Genomic DNA, 279 nt, shown 5'->3' on the forward strand with positions numbered 1-279 from the left:
ATTAATATTTATTATATTAGAAAGTATAATTTTAATTGCAAGTGGAAATATAGCACCAAATAATATTTATGGGAATAAATCCAATAATTTTATACATTATTTTATTTTTACAATTATTTATTGAAGGATTGTATTATATTATTATTAGACGATTTCTCATTTAAATATGGAATTACATCAAATATATATTATATTTTAACTGTAATAANNATTGCATAAGCTTTAAGATTATTTAACCCCCTTTCTCCTCCATCTAGCTCACCAAGTTTATTTGCACAA

This window comes from Candidatus Nanopusillus massiliensis (assembly GCF_920984865.1).